The sequence below is a fragment of the Acidimicrobiales bacterium genome, from assembly GCA_041394245.1.
Taxonomy (GTDB): domain Bacteria; phylum Actinomycetota; class Acidimicrobiia; order Acidimicrobiales; family Aldehydirespiratoraceae; genus JAJRXC01.
Genome location: JAWKIR010000002.1, coordinates 2,267,010 through 2,284,448, shown reverse-complemented (window position 1 = coordinate 2,284,448; position 17,439 = coordinate 2,267,010). Strand labels below are relative to the sequence as shown.

Here is a 17,439-nt window from a genome sequence, read left to right as displayed (position 1 = left end):
CGGTCGCCGGGACCCCGCACAGTACGGTGCACGGATGCGTTTCCCCCTCCGGCTCCTCGGCGCGCTCGTCACCCTCGGGCTGTTCCTGAGCGCCTGCAGCGACGAGGGCTCGTCCCCGCCTCCGACCGACATCGGCGACGACCCCTACTGCGCACTCTCGGACCAGGCGGCCGTTCTCGCCGCGGGCTTCTCGCCGTCGACGGCGTCGCCGGCCGAGGTCGAGGCGTTCTACCGCGAGCTGCTGGTGCTGATGGACGGTGCCGCCGAAGTGGTGCCCGATGTGTTGGCCGAGGACATGGAGATCCAGCGAACGGTGCTGGTCGACACGATCGACGTCCTCTCCGGCGTGGGATGGGATCTCGCGCTCGCCCTCGACGATCTGACACCGCTCTACCTCGCACCCGAGTACCTGGCCGCCGATGGGCGTCTCGAGGACTACGACATCGAGGTGTGCGGGTTCGCGCCGGTCGACCTCGTCCCCGCCGATCCCGCCGATGCGCCCGGCGAACCCGCGGAGGTCCCCGCCGAGTTCGTGGCCTACTGCAATGCGTCGTTCGAGGCGTCGCAGGTCGAGGACCCGCCGCTCGATGGGGGTCCCGCCGCCGTCCAGGCCTACTACGAGGGGCTCCTCGCCAGGCTCGAGGATCTGGCGGCCGTTGCGCCTGCGGATCTCCGGACCGACCTCGAGCTGATCCGCGCCAACTTCGTCGAGGTGGTCGACATCCTGGCCGGCGCGGCGTGGGACGTCGACACCGGTTTCCCGCTCGTGGAGGAGTGGGCGGCGGACCCTGCCATCGCCGACCCGATGGATGCGGCGATCGCTCGGGTCGAGGCCTTCGATGCCGACGTCTGCGGCATCGTCTATTGACCAGCGTCCTCCGGGGGACCGTCTACCGGGCCCGGATCACCTGTTCGCCGTAGCGCTCCAGCGTCTCGATCGCATGGTCGAGCGAGTCGCCGGGCACGCTCACGCCGCTCCAGTTGACGCCGAGGGTGGCGAGCTCGGCGAGTCCGGCCAGGTGGGCGTCGGCGTCGAAGTCGTCGTCGGCGGGCGAGCCGCCGGCCGGGGTCCCGAAGCTGATGTCGATCTCGCTCGGGTCGCGGCCGACCTCGTCGACCTCGCGCCACAGATAGTCGAGCATCTCGGCCAGGTCCTCGACGGTCTCGAGCGGGGGAGTCTTCGCCGTCGTGGCGAGCACGCGCGGGGCGGGAAAGGGCACCCAGCCGTCGGCCGACTGTGCGACGCGCCGCCGCGACAGTTTGCTGTTGCCGCCGATCCAGATGGGGACGTGGCCGGGCTGGGGGTTGGCGGTCTGCCCGTGGGCCAGGAATCCCGTGCCCTCGAAGCTGAAGTCGTCCTGGGTCCACACGCCCCGCAGCACGGCGATGGCCTCGTCGAAGATGGTGTTGCGATCGTCGAAGTCGACACCGAGCGCCTTGTACTCGCCCTTGAGGTAACCGGTGCCGACCGCGAGGGTGAACCGTCCCCCGGACAGGGCATCGATCGTCGCCACCGACTTCGCGACGATGAAGGGGTTCCGGTAGGGCAACACCACGACGTTGGGGATCAGGCGGATCGAGTCGGTGACCGCGGCGACGAACGCGAGGGCGGCGAACGGATCGAGGGCGTCGTGGCCGCCGGCCTCGAGCCAGCGGCTGGTGGGTGCCGGATGGTCGGTGAACCCCATGCCCGAGAACCCGGCGGCCTCGGCTGCGGTGGCGAAGCGTACGACGCCCTCCTTGGTCAGGAACTCGGGGTTGTAGGGGTGCGTGACCAGTGGGTAGGTGACGGAGAACTTCATGCGTCGACGGCCTCTCTGAATCGGGTGTAGCGGGCGTCGGCGGCGTCGAGGTGTTCGGGCCGGGGCTCCACGCGGTGGCTGGTACGGCTCCATGATCGACTGACGTTCGGGTCCGATTCGAGTCCGGCGGTGAGCCGACTGGTGAACGCGGCACCCAGGGCGGCGCCCTCGGGGTGCGCGGCGACATCGACAGGGAGGCGCGTCACGTCGGCCAGCGCCTGCATCCACGCGGCCGATCGGGTGCCGCCACCGGCGGCGACGATGCGGGTGGGAGGGGTCCCGGCCGCTTCGAGCCGGGGTCGGGCCAGATCGAGATGGTGGCAGACGACGAAGGCGGCGGCGTCGTAGGCAGCCGCGAGGATCTCGTCGGGCCCGTGGTCGACGCCGAGGTCGAGCAGGTGGGCGCGCCGCGATGCATCGTGGAAGGGCGTGCGCTCGCCCCTGATGTAGGGCACCCACAGGGGTCGGGCGTCGGGCGGCACCGCGAGCACGGCGTGCTGGTCGGGGTCACCGGTCATCCGGCGGACGTGGTCGATGAAGAGACCGCCGGCGTTGCTGGCGCCGCCGACGGCGATGAGTCCGGGTACCGCGTAGGGGATGGTCCAGAGTCCTTCGACGTCGAACCATTCGGTGGTGAGGGCCCAGGGGATCAGGGTCGTGCCGCAGATCACCATCACGTCGCCCGCCGCCGCCGCGGCGCCGACCGTCTGCTCGGCGAGGGCATCGATCGTGCCGCCCGACACGGCGACCCCGTTGCGGTCGCCGATCGCCGCCGTCCCCGGCACGAAGGACGGGAGCTGGTCGGCGGTGATGCCGATCTCGGCGAGCACCGATGGGTCCCATCCGGTGCCCGTGAACAGTGGCGCCATCGTCATCGCCGTCGAGGTGTCGATCGCCCCCACGCCGCAGAGCGCGTGGTTGGCGACCGCCTGGGCGGGCCATAGCGCGGCAACACCGGGCTGGCCGGCGAGGGTGCGGGCGAACCCGACCATCTCCCCCGGCATGCCGGTGCCGGGCTCGTTGCCGGGGTCCTGGTCGGTGCCGCGGCCCCGTGCGTCGCCGTAGAGCAGGCCGGGCGTGACCGGTCGGCCGGTGGTGTCGACACCGCACAACGACGGCACCATCGCCGAGACCGTGATCGCCGCGACGTCGCGGTGTTCGCCGACGGCGTCCCACGCGGCGAGCACACCGTCGACCCAGGCCGCGTTGGCGTCGTGCTCGAAGGTGTCGGGATCGGGGGCGCGCAGCTCGTGGGGGATCCGCGTGCGGGCGACGATCGTGCCGTCGGCATCGGCGGCGACGGCCTTGACCGATGTCGTGCCGATGTCGATGCCGACAGTGAGCTCACCCATCGATTCCCCCTTTCACCGGCGCAAAACTAACGTCTGCGTCATGTCTCGGCTCGTCGCGCTCGTCACCGCCCCACTGCGGGGCCCCGCTCTCGAGGATCTCCGCCGGATCGCGGACGTCGAGTTCGACCCCTGGATCGAGTACCAGCCGATCAAGCTGCACGGCCCCGACGAGCTGGCGGAACGTATCAGGGATCTCGGTGCATCGATCGTCGTCTGCGAGGCCGACTTCTGCTCGGGGCCGGTCTTCGAGCTGCCGCTGAAGGTCATCGGGTCGACGAGAGGCGACCCGACCAACGTCGACGTCGCCGGGGCCACCGCCGCCGGCATCCCCGTCATCCACACCCCTGGACGCAACGCCGACGCGGTGGCGGAGATGACCGTGGCGATGCTGATGGGGCTCACCCGCCGTGTCGTCGCCGGCGATCGCGACATGCAGAACGGCACCGTCCACGGCGAGTCGTTGCCCTATCAGCGCTATCGGGCGTGGCAGGTCGCCGGCCGCACGGCCGGTCTCGTCGGCTTCGGAGCGGTCGGTCGGGCGACGAAGTGGCGGCTCGAGGGATTGGGCATGAAGGTGATCACGGCGGATCCGTTCGCAGCCGATGCCACCCACGAACTCGACGACCTCCTCGCCGAGGCCGATGTGGTGTCGATGCACGCCGCGGTCACCCCCGAGACCTTCGGGATGATGAACGCCGCGAAGTTCGCGCTGATGAAGCCGGGAGCGATCTATCTCAACTCGGCCCGCGCCGGACTCCACGACGTCGATTCGCTGATCGCCGCACTCGACTCGGGGCAGGTCGGGGCCGCCGCGCTCGATCATGTCGACGGCGAGTCCCTGCCCGAGGGGCACCCGCTGTTGGGTCGCGACAACGTGTTGCTGACCCCCCACATCGGTGGCGCGACCTACGACGTGGAGATCCGTCAGACCGAGATGATCGTGGCCGACATCACGGCGATCCTGGCCGGGGAACGACCGATGCACTGCAAGAACCCGGAGGTCCTTGGCTGATGAGCACCGTTCCGATGAGCACTGGCGCGGAGGGGACGGTCCGTCAGGCTGTCGTCGACGTGGCGATGGAGATGTTCACCTCCGGCCTCGTGGTCGGTACCGCGGGCAACGTGTCGGGTCGACAGGCCGATGGTTCGGTGGCGATGACGCCGTCGTCGGTGCCGTACCCGGACATCACGGTGGAGGGTCTCGCCGTGGTCGACCTCGACGGCGAGATCGTCGAGGGCTCGGCCCGACCGTCGAGCGAGAAGGCGATGCACCTCAACTGCTACCGGAGCTTCCCGGAGGTCGGCGGTGTGGTCCACTGCCATCCGGCCCACGCCTCGATGTTCGCGATCGCCCGCCGGGCGATCCCCGCGTGCATCGAGGAGGTCATCGTCTACATCGGCGGCGACATCCCGGTGGCCGAGTACCGCACGACCGGGTCGGACGAACTCGCCGAGGAGGTCGTCCGTCATCTCGGCGACCGGGGGGCGGTGCTGATGGCAAACCACGGCCTCCTCTGCGTCGGCAAGTCCCCGCAGGACGCGCTGCACACCGCGGCGGTGGTCGAACACACGGCGAAGATCGTGGCCGGGGCCGAGCAGCTGGGCGGCGTGGTGCCGTTGCCCGACGACATCGTCACGAACTTCACCAACATCTACGGCTTGATCCGGGGCGGTTGGCGGCCGCCCCATCTGGCCGACGTCTCGTAAGTCCCACGTGTCCCGAGGAGGACCACCATGCCCAACCCCGTCGACATGAACGACCTCGGCCACACGAAGTACGAGGTCGACGGTCCGATCGGCATCGTCACGATCGACCGCGCCGACAAGGCCAACGCCGTCAACCAGCAGACACTCGACGAGATGGACGCGTGCTTCAGCGCCGCGGCCGAGGACCGCGACGTGAAGGTCATCGTGTTGCGGGCCGAGGGCAAGCACTTCTCCTCGGGCCACGACATGACGGGCTCCGACGACGCCATCGGCGAGAACGCCGACCCGGAGAAGGCCCGCCAGTCGAGCCAGCTCGACTGGGAGGAGCGGGGGCTCCAGGCGATCTTCGAGTGGGAGCGCATCCACTATCTGGGCTACAGCCGCAAGTGGCGCGACATCCCGAAGCCGACCATCGCCGCGGTCCAGGGCGCCTGCATCGCCGGTGGTCTCATGCTGTGCTGGCCGATGGACCTGATCATCGCCGCCGACAACGCCCACTTCTCCGATCCCGTGCTGCGCATGGGCATCGGCGGTGTCGAGTACCACGGCCACACCTGGGAGGTCGGTCCTCGCAAGGCCAAGGAGATGCTCTTCACCGCTCGTCGCTTCCCCGCCGAGGAGGCCGAGAAGCTCGGCATGGTCAATCGCGTCGTCCCCCTCGACGAGTTGATGGACCAGACGATGGAGTTGGCGCGCCAGATCGCCGAGATGCATCCGTTCGCCCTCACCCAGGCCAAGCGCATCGTGAACCAAACGCAGGACATCCAGGGCTTCTACAGCGCGTTGCAGTCGGGTTTCGACATGCACACGGTCGGTCACGGCAACGCCATGTCCATCAACGGCTACCCCGTGCTCGTCAACCTCTCCGAGATGAAGAAGCAGAACACCTGACCCCCCACCCCTCCCCTGATCTGTGAACGCTCGCGCTCGCAATGCGCGATTCTCCGCTCACAGATCCGGGGGGAGGGAGGGGGTCAGGAGGTCGCGAAGGGGACGCTCGAGTAGCCGGCGACGTTGCTCATCTGGACACGTTCACAGCGCGACTCGTCGATGGTGTAGTCGGGCCAGCGGCGGCGGATCTCGTCGATTGCGACCGCGCATTCCATGCGGGCCAAGGCCGCGCCCAGGCACGTGTGGATGCCGTGACCGAGGCTGATGGCGAGCCGCTGTTCGCGGTCGATGTCGAACACGGTGGCGTCGGGGCCGAACTCGCGCTCGTCGTGATTGGCCGCGCCGGTGACGATGAACACCGGCTTGCCCGCCTTCACGGTGACGCCGTGCCATTCGGTGTCGTTGACGCTGAGCCGGCCCTGGTACTGCGACGGCGCCCAGTAGCGCAGCACCTCCTCGACGGCCGAGTCGACCTTCGACGGATCGGCCTTCAGCTTGTCCCACTCGCCCGGGTTGCGATGGAAGAGCACGCCTGCGTTGGCCACTGCCTTGGTGACGGTCTCGCTGCCGGCCGCGCCGAGCAGCGAGATGAAGCCGGCGATGTCCTCGTCGGAGAGTGATGCCAACTCACCGGTGTCGGTCTCGACCTGGGCCTCGATGAGTGTCGACGTCAGGTCGTCGCCGAGATGGTTCCGCTTGTCGCGGGCGAACTCGATGAAGTACACGGCCTGGTTGATGGCGGCCTCGGCCTGGGCCGGGCTGCCGAGCGCTTCGCCCTCCTCGCGGTGCAGCATCGCGTCGGTCTGGTGCCGGATCATCTGCCAGTCGGCCTCGGGGACCCCGAGGATCGCGCAGATGATCTCCACCGGGAACGGCCCCGAGAAGTCCTGGACGAGGTCGAACTCGTCGATGTCCATGAGCGCGTCGAGGTACTTGTTGATCTGTCGGCGGATCAGCTCGTCGTAGCGTCCCATCGCCCGCGGGGTGAACGACCGGCTCACCAGCTTGCGGTAGCGGGTGTGCGCGGGCGGGTCCATCATGATCAGCGAGTTGAAGCTGTCGTCGTGGTTCGGATCGCTCAGCTGCTCGTAGGTGAGGCCGTGGGTCGACGTGAAGTTCGTCGTGTCGCGGTGGACGGCGACGCAGTCGTCGAACCGGCTGAACGCGTAGAAGTCGTACTTCTCGCTGTGGAAGCACGGCGCGTGGGCCCGCAGCTGGGCGTACATCTCCGTCGGATCGTCGAAGAACTCTCGGCTGAACGGATCGAACTCGACGACGGTCATGGCTGGTCCTCTACTCGGTCGGGATCGGATGGAACAACGGCACGTGCCACTCGCCGTTCGCCTCGAACTCGACGGCGACCCGCATGCCGATCTCGACCTCGTCGACGCCGCAGCCGACGATGTTGGTGCCGAGTCGGATCGTCGGGTCCTCGTCGATCTCGACGAGGGCGAACACGTAGGGCGGCTCGAACCCGGGTATCCACTCCTTGCGGTTGATCGTGAACGTCGCGATCGTGCCGGTCCCCGCGATGGGCTCGGGGGCCAGGTCCCGGGAGTGGCAGTAGGGACACACCGGACCCGGTGGGTGGATGTAGCGACGGCAGTCGCCGCAGCGTTGGAGACGGAGCACGCCGTCGGCGCCCGACGTCCAGTAGAACTCGCCTTCGGCGTGCGGGCTGATGAAGCGTGGTGGGGGAGTGCTGCCCGAATCGGCGTTCATCGGATCCCTTTCGTCAACAGCAGGCAACCCGACTCGGGTCCCCCACCGGCGCCCACGACGGCGACCTCGCAGTCGGCGGCCTGGACGTTGGCCGTGCCCCGGAGCTGCATGATGCCCTCGTGGAGGAAGCCGAAGCCGTGGAGCCGTCCGCTCGACAGCTGCCCACCCGACGTGTTGAGGGGAAGCTCGCCGTCGGGCGCGATGCGCGACCCGCCTTCGACGAAGGGTCCGCCCTCGCCCTTCTCACAGAAGCCGAGCGCCTCGATCCATGCCATCGTCAGCCAGGTGAAACCGTCGTAGAGCTGCGCGGTGTCGACGTCGGCGGCCGTCAACTCGGTGCGTTCCCACATCGATGCTGCAGAATCGCGCATCGCCATGGTGGTCAGATCCTCGAACTGGTCCCACGAGGGACGGCCGCGAAGCGCCGTTCCCATCGCGTTGACGTGGATCGCGCCGTTCGGCGCGTGAGGCGCGTAGTCACGATGCGAGACGATGACGACGGTCGAACCGTCGCAGGGAACGTCGCAGTCGTAGAGGCCGAACGGGTCGCTGATCATCCGGACGTTCAGATAGTCGTCCATCGTCATCGGATCGGTGTAGATCGCCTTCGGGTTGCTCGCCGCGTTGGTGCGGGCGTTGATCGCGATGGCGCCGAGCTGCTCTCGGGTCGTGCCGAACTCGTGCATGTGGCGCTTCGCGTAGCAGCTGATCCAGTTGGCCGCCGACGTGACCCCGTAGGGGATCAGGTACTGGAACGCAGGCGGCATGGACCCACCACCGCCACCGCTGGCTCGCATCGCACCGCCGCTTCCCTCGTAGACGGTCCGGAAGCACAGCACGTGTTTCGCGAGGCCGGCGGCGACGGCCAACACCGCCTTGTGCACCGCACCCAGCTGTCCGCTTGTCTCCGCTCCGCCGTCGCGCCAGTTGAGCGAGAAGCGCAGCGCATCGTGGAGTTCGGCGCCGGTGCAGCCGCCGAACGGGCCGCTCATGCCGGGATAGGTCGAGATGCCGTCGATGTCGGCAACGGTCAGTCCGGCGTCGTCGATCGCCCGCAGCGAAGCCTCGATCGTCAGGTCGAGGCCGCTGCGGTAGAGCCGCCGGCCGATGTCGGACTGGGCTGCACCACTGATGATCGCCCGCCGCTCGAGTGGTTCCTCCATCAGACGTCCTCTCTGTCGAACAGATGGGTCACGACGACCTCGGCGGCTTCCGATGCGGGACCCTCCCAGGCGATCACGCCATGATCGAGCAGGGCGACCGTGTCACAGAGATCGAGCGCGTGCTGGACGTGCTGCTCGACGATCAGCAGGGCCGTGCCGGTCGCTCGGACCGTCTCGAGGGTCTCGTAGACCTCGTCGACGACGATGGGTGCGAGACCGAGCGAGAGTTCGTCGGCGATCAGGAGTCGGGGCTTCTCGACCATCACCCGCGCCATCGACAGCATGCGCTGCTCGCCGCCCGACAGCGTCCCGGCGATCTGGCCGCGCCGTTCGCCGAGGCGGGGGAAGAGCGAATACGCCTCCTCGAGCCCGGCACGGACCTTTGATCGCCCGAGCGCTCGGTGGAACGACAGGGTCAGGTTCTCCTCGACGGTGAAGGTCGCGAAGACCGATCGGCCCTCGGGGGCATGGGCGATGCCCGCCCGGGCGTATTCGTAGGTCCGCCGCTGCGTCATGTCGTCGCCGTCGACGGTCACCGAGCCCGACGACGCGGCGACGAGGCCGCTGGCCACGCGGGCGACCGTGGTCTTGCCGGCCCCGTTCGGCCCGAGGAGGGCGAGGGCGGCGCCCGGTTGGATCGTGAGGCTCACGCCGAACAGCGCCCGGAACGGTCCGTACTCGGCACTCACGTCGGTCATCTCGAGAATGGGTCGGTCCGTCATCGCGGGTCCCCTTCGTGGTGGTCCACCTCGAGCGTGCCGAGGTAGGCCGTCCGAACCGCGGGTTCCCGCAGGGTCTCGGCGGTGGGGCCCTCGGCGATCAGCGAGCCGAAGTCGAGCACATAGAGCCGCTCGGTGAAGTCGGCGACGAGGTCCACGTCGTGCTCGACGAGCAGGATGGCGAAGTCCTGTTCCGCCTGGACCTGTCGCAGCGTCGTGGCGAGCGCCGCGGTTTCCTCGCGGTCGAGACCCGACGACGGTTCGTCGAGCAGGAGCAGGCTCGGTTCGGTCATGAGGGCGCGACCCACCTCGACCAGGCGACCCTGTCCGAGACTCAGTGATTCGATGGGCTCGTCGCCCAGCTCGAGGAGCCCGAGCAACTCGAGCACTTCGTCGCAGCGGGCGATCTCGGCCGCGGTCGGCCTGCCCAGGCCGAGAAGGTCCTTCCAGAAGGCGCCGGTGCCGTTGTGGATGCGCTCGGCGATCAGCAGGTGTTCCTTGACCGAGGTGTCGGAGAAGAGCTCGATCCGCTGGAACGTGCGGCCGATGCCGGCGTGGGCCCGCTTGTACACGGGCAGGTTGCTGACGTCGCGGCCGAGGAACCGGACGACCCCCGCATCGGGCGTGAGCACGCCGAGGAGGCAGTTGAAGAACGTCGTCTTGCCGGCACCGTTCGGTCCGATGAGGCCGACGCGTTCGCCCTTCATCACGTCGATGCTGACGTCGTTGAGGGCCTGGATGCCGGAGAACGACTTCGAGATACCGGTGGACTGGAGGATCGCGGTCACGATGCGGCACCTGCCTCTTCGGCGGCGAGCGCGGCACGTTGCGCGTCGCGGGCGTAGTAGCGCTCGTTGCGCTTCTTCGTGGCGCGCCGCTTGCCGAACTCGACCATGCCTTCGGGGTGGCGGGCGAACTGGATCGCGGTGAGGCCGAACAGCACGAAGCGCCACTTGCCCGAGATCGGGAAGATGCCCGGCAGGCGTTCCTCGCTTCGCACGATTCGCTCGAGAAGCCATCCCTCGAGCACCAGCGGACCGAAGAGGGAGAACGCGGCGCCCGCCTGCGCCGCGCCTTCGACGGTACGGGCGCTGAGCGACACGACGAGCACGAGCCAGAACATCGCTGCGAACGGGGTGAAGTTCTGGGCGTAGTTGACGTTCTCCTGATGCATGGCGAGCATGGCGCCGCCGAGACCGGCGATGAAGGCGGAGACCGCGAAGGCGGTGATGCGGGCGCGTGCCGGCGAGATGCCGATCGACTCCGCCGCGACCTCGCTGCCTCGCAGCGCCCGCAACGTCCGACCGATCGTTCCCTCCCGTAGCTGGATCACGGCGACCGACACGATCGTGAAGACCACGATCGCGAGGGCGAGGAACGCCTTGTCGGACTCGCCGAAGTCCCACGGCCCGAGCACCGGCCGGGGCACGGCGGTGCCGGTGAGCAGCGCGGTGCTGCCGCCGCCGACCCAGGAGAACTTGACCATCACCGCGTCGAAGAAGAACGCGAAGGCCAGGGTCGCGATCGCGAGCCAGACGCCGCCGAGGCGAAGCACGGGCAACGACAGCAAGGCACCGACGGCCGCGGCGATCGTCGCGCCGATGAGCGCCGCGAGTAGCACCGACATCTCGTAGCGGTCGGCCATCTGGAACACGGTGAACCCGCCGATGGCCGCGAAGGCTCCCTGGCACAACGAGATCTGGCCGGCGAAGCCGGTGATCACGGTGATCGAGAGATAGATGGTCGAGAGGATGACGGCCTGGGTCAGCAACGACACCCAGCGGACGTCGGCCTGGGTGAAGGCCAACACGCCGATGATCGTGAAGAACACCACGCCGAACGCGCGGGTCTGGAGCGTCAACAGGGGATGCCGGGTCGACGACGCGAGGGCCGGTGGTGGGGGGTCGACCCCCGAGAGCGGATCGGTCGCATCGATGGACCGCCGGATGGCGGGCCAGAAGACGAGGATCCCGAACAGCACCACGAACGGGAGCGACGGCGTCAGGTTCTCCTGGAAGGGCTTGAGCCAGGTGTAGTCGTCCGACCAGCGGGGGAGGTAGGTGTTGAAGAGCGCGATGAACCACCCGAGCGCCATGCCGCCGATGAGGGCTCGGGGGAGGCTCACCAGGCGACCAACTGCCGCGGCAGCCATCGCGATGATCACCAGCGTCAGGAAGTCGGTGCTGATCAGGGTGTTGAGCCGGGGGGCGATCAACACGCCGGCCATCCCCGCGAACATGCTGGAGATCGCCCACGCCAAGGCCGAGATCCGGTCGGCCGGGATGCCGGCGAGCTCGGTCATCCGCGGACTCTCGACCACGGCACGCATCGCCAGCCCCGCGGCGGTGAGCCGGAAGAGTGCGGCGAGCAGCACCATGGCGACGACCGCCACCACGATCTGGGCCAGCTCGTCGCGGCTGAACGGGTAGACGCCGAACGGGTCGTAGAACACCGATGATCCGTCGGGCACGATCCCGGTCGGTGTCCGACCGGCCACGGGTTTGTACGAGGCGAGCAGCTCGAACAGCGCGGGCAACGCCACACTCAGCCCGATCGCGATCACCAGCTTCGAAACCGCGGAGGCGGTGCGGAGGTTGCGGAAGATGAGCCGTTCGAGGATCAGCCCGATCGCCGGCGCGAGCACGAAGACCGAGAGGATCAGGGACGGAACGATCCCCCATTCCCACTCCTGGCGGGCCTTGAAGAACATCGCTGCCGAGATGTAGGCCTGCGCGCCGAAGGCCAGGTTGAACACCCCCGACGTCTTGTAGGTGAGCACGAAACCCAGCCCGATCAGGGCGTAGACGGTTCCCGGTGGCGTTCCCTGGAGGAGCGCGCGGAAGAAGTCTTCACCGAAGGACGCGAGAATCACGACACCTGCCTCGTCGGTTGGATCGGCGGGTTCAGCTGAACGTCGCCTCGACCGGGTCCTGCCATGACCGGTCGCCCTGCGGCCAGCACAACCATGGTTCTTCGGTGACCTTCTCGAACGTTCCGCCCTGCATCCGCACGAGCGTGGTGCACTCCTGCACGGCGCCGTTGGTCACCCGGTCGTCGTCGCTCGCCGAGTCGTGTTGACGGCTCCAGTCGATGGGGAAGGTGATTCCGTTGTAGGTGTAGGCGGTGAACTCGGTGTTGGTCGTCTCGACGAGCGAGGCACGGTCGAACTCGGGCCCGGTGGCGATGAGGCCGTCGACGAAGAGCATCGCGTTCATCCAGCCGATCATGGTCTGCTCGGCAGTGGGTCCGCCCTGGGGGCCGACCCACTCGTTGTAGAGCGCGATGGCCGGGAGATCCGAGAACTCGAACGGGGTGAACTGGGCCGACACGAAGTCGCCGTCGAACAGGTCGCCGGCTTCGGCGACGAAGCCCGCGTCGTAGGTGTTCGGGTGCTGGAGGGTGATCTGGTCGCGCACGCCCTGGCGCACGAGCTCCTCGGCGATCTTCTTCATGCCGTTGAGGTCGAGACACGACGCCACGAAGTCCACACCGAGCTCGATCCACTCGGTCACCTGCGGGGCGATGCCGTTGTTGAGGCCGAACTCGAGATCGTCGTAGGTCTTGGCGACGCTGATCCCGAGATCGTCGGCGTAGAGCTCGATCGCCCGGGCGTTGGTCCGGGAGCAATTCTGCGACTCCGGGGACACGCCATAGCCCAGCGAGACCGCGGTGGTCGCGCCGACGAGCGACATCTGGTAGGGGATTGCCCGGCCGGTGCAGTCCGCACACAGGACCCCGATGTGGGGGAAGAGGTTGTCGCGGCCGTTGTTGAGCGGTGCCTGGATGCCCCAGTTGTAGGTGGGGACGCCGGCGTCGTCGAGGTCGGCCAGGCCGGTCGAGGTGAGCGAGGCCGAGAAGGTGACGAAGGCGTTTTCGTCGGCGATGATCTCGAGCGCCTTGGTCTGGTGTTGGACGAGCTCGTCGTCGAGGACATCGCCGACCACGAGCTGGCGGCCGAAGACGCCGCCCAGGGAATTCTGGTAGTCGAAGTAGGCCTGGATCCCGGTGAGGTAGCAGTCGAGGATGCAGGTGCCGAGCGGGTTGCCTTCTCGCAGGCCGAGCACGGCGACCGCGATCTCCTCGTCGCTCACACCGGGAACGCCGTCGAGCGAGACGAAGGTGTCGCGATCGACCGCGGGGTCGTCGGTGCCGGGATCGGTCGTGTCCGGCTCGGTCGTGTCCGGAGTGTCGCCGTCGTCGGGTGCCGCGGTGGTCGTGGTCGTCTGATCGTCGGTGGACGTCTCGTCGTCGCCACTGTTGCCGCACGCGGCCGCGAACAGCGAGAACGTGAGCAGCAGAGCAAACAGGCCTTGCAGTCGTCGATGCATCTTTCCCCCAAGAAAAGCAATCGAGCCGGATGCGGTGACGCACCTGACGCTGGTGTTAGATCGGGACGTTAGCGCGGTGACGCAGTTCACTCCAGACGACTGCCGAGGACACGACATGGATCTCTCGTTCGGGCCCGAAGGGAACGCCTTCCGGCAGATGCTGCGGGAGTGGCTGGCCGAGAATCTTCCGTCCGATCTCGACGAGGCGGGTGTCGACGACGACGACGTGTTCGCGCGGCGCCGCACGTGGAACGCCACCCTGTTCGACGCCGGGCTGGCGGCGATCGACTGGCCGAGCGAGTTCGGCGGACGCGACGCGACCGTGCTCGAGCAGCTCATCTACAACGAGGAGTTCGCCCGGGTGCGGGCTCCGGGTCCGGTGAACGCGATCGGCGTGGCCAACATCGCTCCGGCGATCATGACCATCGGCACCGACGCCCAGAAGCAGCGCTACCTCCGACCGATGTTGCGCGGCGACGAGATCTGGAGCCAGGGGATGTCCGAACCCGACGCGGGTTCGGATCTCGCGTCGCTGTCGTGCCGAGCGGTCCTCGACGGCGACCGTTTCGTCGTGAACGGGCAGAAGACGTGGAACTCGCTGGGACATCGGGCCGACTGGTGTCAGCTCTACGTGCGTACCGACCCGTCGGCTCCAAAGCACGAGGGCATGACCTGCCTTCTCGTCGACATGCGGTCCCCCGGGGTCGACGTCCGACCGATCAGAACCATCGGCGGATCCCTCGACTTCGCCGACGTGTTCTTCACCGACGTCGAGGTACCCGTCGACGCGGTGCTCGGAGAGATCGGCTCGGGCTGGCATGTTGCGACCCGCACGCTCGGATTCGAACGGGCCGGTGTGGCGAAACTCTCACTCATGCTGCGCGAGAACTTCGAGCGACTGCTGGCCGATGCCGGCCCCGGTCGGCGTGCCGACCCGATCGTTCGCCAACGACTGGTCGCGCGCTACATCGACTCCGAGCTGCTCCGCCTGCTCGCCCAGCGCACCGTCTCCGCAGCGATGCACGACCGCATGCCGGGGGCGGAGGCGAGCGTGATCAAGCTGGCGTGGTCGACGATGGAGCAGCGTGTCGCCGAGACGGCGATGGACGTGCTCGGCGTCGACGCGCTCGCCGGCCCGTGGGCGGAACGGCTGTGCGGTAGTCGCTCGTTGACGATCGCCGGCGGCACGACCGAGGTGAACAAGAACATCGTCGGCGAGCGGGTGCTCGGACTTCCACGGGAGCCGAAGGTCGGGAGCCGATGACGTGACCGGATCGGCCGACGCGCCCGAGCGAGCGATCTCCTGCGTGGTCGAACCCGAGATCGATCTGGTCGCACCCGCCTTCCGCCATGACGGCATCGACGTCTATGTGTGCCCGAGTTGCGGCACGTTGGTGTCGGACGCGGCGTACGACCCCGAGCAGTACGACGAGTCCTACTACACGATCGCGTCCGACGATCTCGACGCGATCGAGCAGCGATGGGGGTTTCGTTGGCGGTACGTCCTCGACGGGATCGCCGATCGGTGCCCGGCCGGGGCCTCGATCCTCGACGTCGGCGCCGGCAACGGCCTGTTCACGAAACTCGCGGTCGAGGAATACGGATTCGTGGCGACCGGACTCGAGGTCTCGGAGGAATCGGCCCGTTTCGCCGACAGCGTGCTGGGTGTCGAACTGCTCGTCGGTGATGTCGCCGACCACGACGGGACCTACGACGTCGTCACGGCATTCTCGGTGATCGAGCACGTCGCTGATCCCGCCGGCATGCTGTCGCAGCTCACGGCCAGGCTGCGGCCCGGCGGCCTGCTCGTGGTCGCAACGCCGAATCCGGGATGTATCCAGCGCCGCGTGAAGGGCATCCGTCGATGGGGAATGGTGTGTCCGCCACACCACCTCAACATCTTCACGTCGCGGGGTCTCGAGCGGCTGTTGGCGCGTGCGGGCTTCACGGTGGTCCACCGCGAGACGATCAGCACCTCGGTCAAGGCGGTCGAGCCGATCGACACCTCGGGACAGCTCCTGCGCCGCGCCGTCTTCCGCGGATTGCGGGCGATGGGCCTGGGTGCCGACCAGCTCGTGTTCTCGACGCGGTGAACCCGCTCGGCCGACCCGTCAGGCCGGCAGCACCGCCCCCACCGTTTCCCCGGCGAGGGCGATGAGTTCCGGATCGTGTGCGTTGGCCGCGAGGTTGAGGGTCACTCCGTCGATGCCGGCATCGACGAGCTCCTGGATGGCCTCGCCGATCTCGTCGGGTCCGCCCAGGGTCATGCGGGGGGCCATCAGCTCGGCGACCTCGGCCGGCCAACCGTGGTTCTCGATGAACGTGTCGACGCTGGCCCGCGCCTCGTCCATGGTCCGGCCGATCACCATCATCACGAGCTTCGTGACCTTGATCTCCGAACGGTCGCGGCCGAGACGCTCGCAATGCTCGGCGAGGGCCTCGAGCTTGCGGGGGACCTCCTCGATGCCGCACGTGAGGTTGGACTCGTCTGCGTACTGGGCGACCATGCGAAGGGTCTTCTTCTCGCCGTTGCCGCCGATCATGACGGGCACCTTCGAGACCGGCGCGGGGGAATTGATGGCTTCGGTGACCTGGTAGTGGGTGCCGACGAGGGTCGGTCGCTCGCCACGGAGCATCGGCAGGATGATGTTGAGCGCCTCCTCGAGCTTCTCGAAGCGCTCGGAGAAGGTGTTGAAGGGGATGCCGTAGGCGTCGTGCTCGAGCTCGAACCATCCGCTGCCGATGCCGAGTGTGGCGCGACCGTGCGAGACGTGGTCCAGCGCGGTGATCGTCTTCGCGAGCACCGCCGGGTTGCGATAGGTGTTGCCCGTCACCAGGGCGCTCAGCCGCACCGATTCGGTGTGTTGCGCCAGTGCCGCGAGGGTGGTGTAGCACTCGAGCATGTAGTCGTCGGGGTCACCGATCCCGGGCAGCTGGTAGAAGTGATCCATCAGCAAGATCCGGTCGAACCCGCTCGCCTCGGCCGTCTTGGCCTGGGTGACGAGATTGTCGAAGATCTCGTTGGCGGCGACTCCGGGGTAGGTGAAGTTCGGGATCTGATAGCCGAGTCGGGTCATGGAAGCGCTCCTGTGCTGTGACGTTCTGACAACATATGCAGAAAATGTCAGCTTGTCTACCCCGGCGGCGTCCGCCATCATGGGGCCATGGCCGAGGGAGCGGACGACGACAAGCGGCTGCGGATCCTCGATGCGGCGCTCGCCAAGTTCTCGGCCTACGGCTTCGCCCGCACGTCGATGGCCGACATCGCCGAAGCAGCATCGATGTCGCGCCCGGCGCTCTACCAGCACTACGGCAACAAGGAGGAGATCTTCCGGGCGATGCTTGAGCGTGTCTTCACCGATGCCGCCGACAGCGCCATTGCATCGCTGGTCGCCGAGGGTGATCTCGAGGGCCGACTCGACGGCTTCCTCCAGCGCTGGTCGGGCGATCTCATGGAGAAGTTCCGATCCACCGAACATGGAAACGATCTCGTCGAGGCCAAGGCCGGACATGCGAAGTCGGTGGTCGACGACGTGAACCGACGGGTCCGCAAGGCACTGGAGGAACGGCTGGGCGACGAGGTCGACGACCCGACCCCCTGGATCGATCTGCTGCTGCTGTCGCCATTGGGATTCAAGTACGACGAGCCCACCATGCTGCGGTACCGACGACGGCTCGCGGTGCTGGCCGCGTCGGTGGCCGGAAGTATTGGCGCCGGGTCATCGGAATGAGGCCATTGCCGGGATAGACAGCGG

The 17,439-nt window shown here is 67.9% G+C and carries 17 protein-coding genes; 7 read left to right on the top strand and 10 right to left on the bottom strand.

Going from position 1 to position 17,439, the window contains the following annotated elements:
• Positions 1 to 34 precede the first annotated feature (34 nt).
• Positions 35 to 868: a hypothetical protein gene (locus tag R2707_11350; protein MEZ5245686.1), complete on the top strand. Its 834-nt coding sequence runs from the start codon at positions 35 to 37 to the stop codon at positions 866 to 868.
• Between the two features lie 22 nt (positions 869 to 890).
• On the opposite strand, the gene R2707_11345 is transcribed toward R2707_11350, so the two are convergent.
• Together R2707_11345 and R2707_11340 are read right to left on the bottom strand one after the other, a co-directional pair.
• Positions 891 to 1,802, bottom strand: a complete 912-nt coding sequence (locus R2707_11345) for an LLM class F420-dependent oxidoreductase (protein ID MEZ5245685.1) — start codon at positions 1,800 to 1,802, stop codon at positions 891 to 893.
• Positions 1,799 to 3,154, bottom strand: a complete 1,356-nt coding sequence (locus R2707_11340; GenBank protein ID MEZ5245684.1) for an FGGY-family carbohydrate kinase — start codon at positions 3,152 to 3,154, stop codon at positions 1,799 to 1,801. The genes R2707_11345 and R2707_11340 overlap by 4 nt, the downstream gene beginning before the upstream one ends.
• 40 nt (positions 3,155 to 3,194) lie before the next feature.
• On the opposite strand from R2707_11340, the gene R2707_11335 reads away from it, so the two are divergent.
• The 3 genes from R2707_11335 to R2707_11325 are packed head-to-tail and all read left to right on the top strand — an operon-like array spanning position 3,195 to position 5,752.
• Positions 3,195 to 4,166 (top strand): NAD(P)-dependent oxidoreductase, encoded by a 972-nt coding sequence (locus tag R2707_11335; protein ID MEZ5245683.1) that lies wholly within the window; start codon positions 3,195 to 3,197, stop codon positions 4,164 to 4,166.
• Positions 4,166 to 4,861, top strand: coding sequence for a class II aldolase/adducin family protein (locus R2707_11330; GenBank protein ID MEZ5245682.1), 696 nt, complete (start codon positions 4,166 to 4,168; stop codon positions 4,859 to 4,861). Before R2707_11335 ends, R2707_11330 begins: the two co-directional genes overlap by 1 nt.
• A gap of 27 nt (positions 4,862 to 4,888) precedes the next feature.
• On the top strand, positions 4,889 to 5,752 hold the full coding sequence (locus R2707_11325; protein MEZ5245681.1) for an enoyl-CoA hydratase: 864 nt from the start codon (positions 4,889 to 4,891) through the stop codon (positions 5,750 to 5,752).
• An 83-nt stretch (positions 5,753 to 5,835) separates the two neighbouring features.
• Here R2707_11325 and R2707_11320 read toward each other — a convergent pair whose 3' ends face one another.
• From R2707_11320 to R2707_11290, 7 genes are read right to left on the bottom strand one after another with little or no spacing between them, the layout of a single operon-like run.
• Entirely contained in the window at positions 5,836 to 7,035 is a 1,200-nt protein-coding gene (locus R2707_11320) for a cytochrome P450 (GenBank protein MEZ5245680.1), read from the bottom strand.
• Positions 7,036 to 7,045: 10 nt separating this feature from the next.
• Entirely contained in the window at positions 7,046 to 7,474 is a 429-nt protein-coding gene (locus R2707_11315; protein MEZ5245679.1) for an OB-fold domain-containing protein, read from the bottom strand.
• Complete coding sequence (locus R2707_11310; protein MEZ5245678.1) at positions 7,471 to 8,637, bottom strand: thiolase family protein; 1,167 nt, start codon at positions 8,635 to 8,637, stop codon at positions 7,471 to 7,473. The genes R2707_11315 and R2707_11310 overlap by 4 nt, the downstream gene beginning before the upstream one ends.
• Positions 8,637 to 9,359 (bottom strand): ABC transporter ATP-binding protein, encoded by a 723-nt coding sequence (locus tag R2707_11305; protein ID MEZ5245677.1) that lies wholly within the window; start codon positions 9,357 to 9,359, stop codon positions 8,637 to 8,639. The genes R2707_11310 and R2707_11305 overlap by 1 nt, the downstream gene beginning before the upstream one ends.
• A complete protein-coding gene (locus R2707_11300) occupies positions 9,356 to 10,144 on the bottom strand; it encodes an ABC transporter ATP-binding protein (protein MEZ5245676.1) in 789 nt (262 codons plus the stop codon). The genes R2707_11305 and R2707_11300 overlap by 4 nt, the downstream gene beginning before the upstream one ends.
• On the bottom strand, positions 10,141 to 12,228 hold the full coding sequence (locus R2707_11295) for an ABC transporter permease (protein MEZ5245675.1): 2,088 nt from the start codon (positions 12,226 to 12,228) through the stop codon (positions 10,141 to 10,143). The genes R2707_11300 and R2707_11295 overlap by 4 nt, the downstream gene beginning before the upstream one ends.
• 31 nt (positions 12,229 to 12,259) lie before the next feature.
• Positions 12,260 to 13,684, bottom strand: coding sequence for an ABC transporter substrate-binding protein (locus R2707_11290; GenBank protein ID MEZ5245674.1), 1,425 nt, complete (start codon positions 13,682 to 13,684; stop codon positions 12,260 to 12,262).
• Between the two features lie 115 nt (positions 13,685 to 13,799).
• Here R2707_11290 and R2707_11285 point away from each other — a divergent pair, with 115 nt between their 5' ends.
• Together R2707_11285 and R2707_11280 are read left to right on the top strand one after the other, a co-directional pair.
• Positions 13,800 to 14,948 (top strand): acyl-CoA dehydrogenase family protein, encoded by a 1,149-nt coding sequence (locus R2707_11285; protein MEZ5245673.1) that lies wholly within the window; start codon positions 13,800 to 13,802, stop codon positions 14,946 to 14,948.
• A gap of 1 nt (position 14,949) precedes the next feature.
• Entirely contained in the window at positions 14,950 to 15,777 is an 828-nt protein-coding gene (locus R2707_11280; protein MEZ5245672.1) for a class I SAM-dependent methyltransferase, read from the top strand.
• Positions 15,778 to 15,795: 18 nt separating this feature from the next.
• Here R2707_11280 and R2707_11275 read toward each other — a convergent pair whose 3' ends face one another.
• Positions 15,796 to 16,761: an LLM class F420-dependent oxidoreductase gene (locus R2707_11275; protein MEZ5245671.1), complete on the bottom strand. Its 966-nt coding sequence runs from the start codon at positions 16,759 to 16,761 to the stop codon at positions 15,796 to 15,798.
• Positions 16,762 to 16,848: 87 nt separating this feature from the next.
• Here R2707_11275 and R2707_11270 point away from each other — a divergent pair, with 87 nt between their 5' ends.
• Positions 16,849 to 17,415, top strand: a complete 567-nt coding sequence (locus R2707_11270; protein MEZ5245670.1) for a TetR family transcriptional regulator — start codon at positions 16,849 to 16,851, stop codon at positions 17,413 to 17,415.
• Positions 17,416 to 17,439: the final 24 nt, after the last annotated feature.